Source organism: Massilia niastensis DSM 21313 (assembly GCF_000382345.1).
In the GTDB taxonomy this organism is placed as follows: Bacteria; Pseudomonadota; Gammaproteobacteria; order Burkholderiales; family Burkholderiaceae_D; genus Telluria; species Telluria niastensis.
This window is the reverse complement of the sequence record NZ_KB908208.1, coordinates 1-1,519: the sequence shown is the minus strand read 5'-3', so window position 1 is coordinate 1,519 and position 1,519 is coordinate 1. Positions and strand designations below refer to the sequence as shown.

At 56.4% G+C, this 1,519-nt stretch carries 1 protein-coding gene and 1 tRNA gene; both read right to left on the bottom strand.

Going from position 1 to position 1,519, the window contains the following annotated elements; genetic code table 11:
- Positions 1–138 precede the first annotated feature (138 nt).
- Positions 139–684 (bottom strand): FxDxF family PEP-CTERM protein, encoded by a 546-nt coding sequence (locus tag H162_RS0129690; RefSeq protein WP_026355272.1) that lies wholly within the window; start codon positions 682–684, stop codon positions 139–141.
- Positions 685–1,165: 481 nt separating this feature from the next.
- Positions 1,166–1,242 (bottom strand) — tRNA-Arg (locus H162_RS0129685).
- Positions 1,243–1,519: the final 277 nt, after the last annotated feature.

The window sequence follows — 1,519 nt, the reverse complement described above, 5'->3', positions numbered from 1 at the left end:
TTTCGCCAGGTACGCTCCCAATGTCCTGGGCAAGCTGCCTCAAAATGCAACAAACCCTGCCTTCGTAAAAAAGACGGGGTTTGTCAGCGGTCTGACGGAAGCGCGCGAGCGCTTCCGTCCAACTCAAGCCAGGCCCGATTACGCCTGTTTCGCTTTGCGGCGACGTGCCAGGAAGCCCAGGACACCGAGACCACCCAGCATCATGCCGTAGGTTTCCGGTTCCGGAACCGGAGCCAGCATCACGGCGCCGCCGAAGCTGCCTGCCGTTGCCGACACCATCGAGCCGCTTACCTGCAGGTAGTAGTCACCGGCAGCCAGGTTATCGCTGGAGATGGTCCAGACGTCGATTTCGCCGGTCGCCATCGAGGTACCTGACGTAATCAGCGTATCGCCTTCACCGTACAGCGCCAGGCCGGTGATGTCCAGGCCGACGTCCGCGGTGCGGCTGATCGACGAGATGATTGCATCGAGGTTCTGACCCACGGTGCCGTCCACGGTAAAAGTGAAACGGTCTGCGAAGGTATTGCCCTCGTTGTCCGCAGCGAAGGTATCGCCGAAGAAGGCGCTATTGTCGATCAGATTGAGTTCCTGCGGCGAGTCGCCAATGACGGTCTGAGCCATCACAGCAGACGAACCGAACGAAGCGGTAGCCAACACCATTGCAGCAATCAGAGATTTTTTCATTTCTTTCCTCGCATAGAATCAGCCGCGTCCTGCAGCTTGGGTTTCAAGAATCGGGGAACTCCATGCTATCAAAAGGTCATGAGAAAGCACGTGGGGACGTGCTGTCGTGCGCCACATCGGGTCTGCATTCCAAAAATCAATAAATTTCCGGTCGGCTTTGCCAGAATAGGACTCTTCATAGGAGAACTCGACCTTTTGCGGTTGATGAGCAGCAAAAAAAAGCTGAGTTGCTAAAAATGCGTAGGGTGAGTCCTACGAAAAGAGAAGAGCGATTCCGGTGATGAGCCCCCGCGCGTTGTCAGCGTTTTATTAAGTAAATGAAAACAAATGCGTGTGAAATGCGCGATATTGCTGAGCTGGAGGGAAGGTGCGGAAGCCGCATGCGGAAGTAGGAATCTTCTCCCGGAAGGGGAAATGAAGAAAGGGAGGGCGAAAAGAAAAATGGCTCAGAATTTCTTCTGAGCCATTCTCTTGAATAAATTGGTGCGGCTGGCAGGAATCGAACCCACGACCCCTTGGTTCGTAGCCAAGTACTCTATCCAGCTGAGCTACAGCCGCCCGAAGCACGCATTATAGCAGCATGTGCCGGATTGGCAAACCCCCGGGTGCGCGGCGCCGCTGGCGTGGGCGGGAAGGAGGGATGCTCATGCTGCTGTCGGGCGCGGCGGAAGGCGGGCGCTATCCACGAGCGGGGCTCCATGCAGGAATCGCGCCAGCAGAAATGGCGCAGGAGGGGCGGAAACGAAAAAAGGGACCAGATTCTTCAATCTGGTCCCTCGTATCTTCTGGTGCGGCTGGCAGGAATCGAACCCACGACCCCTTGGTTCGTAGCCAA

Bases quoted from the DNA above. Each gene is read 5' to 3' on its own strand.
- H162_RS0129690 (WP_026355272.1), bottom strand. From the start codon at position 684: ATGAAAAAATCTCTGATTGCTGCAATGGTGTTGGCTACCGCTTCGTTC.